At 42.2% G+C, this 2,260-nt stretch carries 3 protein-coding genes; 1 reads left to right on the top strand and 2 read right to left on the bottom strand.

The features are described 5' to 3' along the window. Positions 1 to 158: 158 nt before the first annotated feature. Positions 159 to 434: a type II toxin-antitoxin system YoeB family toxin gene (locus HMPREF9009_RS24745; RefSeq protein ID WP_004327436.1), complete on the bottom strand. Its 276-nt coding sequence runs from the start codon at positions 432 to 434 to the stop codon at positions 159 to 161. Further along, positions 431 to 682 carry a hypothetical protein gene (locus tag HMPREF9009_RS24740; protein WP_004295507.1) on the bottom strand — a complete coding sequence of 84 codons (252 nt, stop codon included), beginning with the start codon at positions 680 to 682 and terminating at the stop codon, positions 431 to 433. Before HMPREF9009_RS24740 ends, HMPREF9009_RS24745 begins: the two co-directional genes overlap by 4 nt. A gap of 412 nt (positions 683 to 1,094) precedes the next feature. Between HMPREF9009_RS24740 and HMPREF9009_RS24735 the strand changes: the two genes are divergently transcribed. Further along, positions 1,095 to 2,120, top strand: coding sequence for a replication initiation protein (locus HMPREF9009_RS24735; RefSeq protein WP_004295509.1), 1,026 nt, complete (start codon positions 1,095 to 1,097; stop codon positions 2,118 to 2,120). Positions 2,121 to 2,260 lie beyond the last annotated feature (140 nt).

The following is a 2,260-nucleotide window of genomic DNA, read 5'->3' as shown; positions in this document are numbered from 1 at the left end:
CAATGGTTTCTTCTTCGGACACCTCCACCCATTCAATGTTTTCTTTCCCTCTTATCGCACATGAGTACATCTCGGCGGCGGCAAGAGAAGAGAACACCTCGTGCATAGGCTCGCCGTTCTCTAACCAGTAAACACAATATTCGACCATAACAGTTTTATCATTTATCGTTGTAATGCCCCTCTACCTCCAAGATGTAGACCTCTACCACTTCCTCGTAAATGTCATAGATTATCCGGTCATGGGCGGTAATGTGTCGAGACCATGTAATATCCCCACCGCCCCTTAACGCTTCGGGATGCCCAAGCCCAGTCTTAGGGTGCTCTAACAATTCTTTGTAGATTTTCTTATACTTCTTGAACAAATTGGGGTTTGATTTCTTCCATTTGGCAATCACCTTATCCACCCCGTCGGAAACCCTAATTGTGTACATCATAGACTATCGAAATAAGCGTCAATATCCTCACTGCTTTTGAGGGTAACACACTTTCCGGATTTGATTTCTTCCCTTGCCTTGTCAATCCTTGCTTGCAGCTCCGGGGTTATCATCAAATCTTCACGACCAACTTTTACCAAAGCGTAAATCTCGTTTTTCCTGCGAATTAGTACCTGCTCGCCATTGTCAGCTTTGGTGAAAGACGCTGCGAGGTTGTTACGGTATTCTCTTACTGATAATGCTTCCATATCTGTTTGCTTTTAAATTCAGCACAAAGATAGCTATATTTCAATAAAATACAAACATTTTGTACACAAACGTGTACACGCCATAAAAACCCGTTTCCAATCCTACCGCCCGTTGGTTGGTTTTGCTTTGCTCTTTTTCCCTATCGTTTTTCTTTTTCCGACAGTAAATCAACCACTTAGCTCTATAAATTCCCCTTGTCTGTTATAAGCATCGTCTGTAATATGCTCTATCACTTCTTCGCAAACGCCCATAAATAAAGGGATTAGAACATGTGTTTCCCCACACTTTGGGAGTTTAGTCCCCACACTTTGGGAGTTTAAAAGTAAATTAGTCCCCACACTTTGGGAGTTTTACCCCTCTTTTTTTGTTTTAATGTGGGGATTGTGTATATTTGCAGCAAATCAATCGTTTATGAAAAAGAAACTACCTATTACCAAGAATAAAGATGTTGTTGTTTCATGGGTATATACATGGTCAAAACAGCAAGACATGTCCATACACGAACAAAGAATAGTTCTTCGCATACTGGAAGCGTGCCAAGCTGAACTAAAGGGAGTAAAACTGAAAGATTATGCAGGCACGAAACGCAAGTTTGAGCATGGACTTTGGGATGTTGATGCACAAATGCATGTATCTGACGTTATTTTTTCCGGACGTGATTACAATGAAATCATAGCCGCACTCGATTCTTTGGCAGGACGTTTTTTTACTTACGAAGATGACGAGGAATGGTGGAAGTGCGGATTTATATCTAACCCAAAATATAAAAAACGCACTGGCATTATAACCTTTCGTGTGTCTAACGACCTTTGGGATGTGTTTACCAAGTTCGCCAAGGGGTACAGAGAATTTGAGTTAAACAAGGCTCTTGCGCTACCTACTGGGTATTCCCTTAGGTTTTACATGTTAATGAGTGGGCAGGTGTACCCTTTGGATATATCCCTTGAAAACTTGAAAGACCGTCTTGGCATACCTGCGGACAAATACAAGGACAAGAACGGAAAAGACAGAATAGATCATTTTGAGGAAAGAGTTTTGAAACCAGCAAAGGCTGCGCTTGATGAGAGCTGCCCATACACTTTCAACTACGTGAAAGTGCGTGAAAACCCAAACAACAAACGTAGCAAGGTGACCGGGTTTAGGTTCTACCCGGTCTATCAACCACAGTTCAGAGATGAAGAACTGGAAGGGAAAGAATTGCAAGCAAAGGTTACAGCACGATATCAGATAGACAGCCATGTGTACGAGTACCTCCGTTATTCCTGCGGCTTCACATCGGAAGAGATAAACCGGAACAAAGAGACATTCATAACGGCACAAGAAAAGATAACCGACCTTATCGGAGAACTGGCTCTCCTAAACGGAAAATCACGAGAAAAGAACAATCCGAAAGGGTGGATTATAAACGCCCTTAAAGGGAAAATCAAGGATAAGTAACAAGATTACCCGGCTGAAACACTCCGGGTAATCTTGTCAAATCAGAGGAACGATTTCCATTTCTACACCAAGTTCTTTCATCTGCTGTTGTATTTCCTCGCTGCTTAGTTTCTCTCTCGCCAGTGCAAGCCCATGAAAGG

The sequence above is a fragment of the Bacteroides sp. 3_1_13 genome (assembly GCF_001185845.1).
GTDB lineage: Bacteria > Bacteroidota > Bacteroidia > Bacteroidales > Bacteroidaceae > Bacteroides > Bacteroides xylanisolvens.
This window is presented reverse-complemented; position numbering and strand designations above follow the sequence as displayed.

Bases quoted from the DNA above. Each gene is read 5' to 3' on its own strand.
- HMPREF9009_RS24745 (WP_004327436.1), bottom strand. From the start codon at position 434: ATGATGTACACAATTAGGGTTTCCGACGGGGTGGATAAGGTGATTGCC.
- HMPREF9009_RS24740 (WP_004295507.1), bottom strand. From the start codon at position 682: ATGGAAGCATTATCAGTAAGAGAATACCGTAACAACCTCGCAGCGTCT.
- HMPREF9009_RS24735 (WP_004295509.1), top strand. From the start codon at position 1,095: ATGAAAAAGAAACTACCTATTACCAAGAATAAAGATGTTGTTGTTTCA.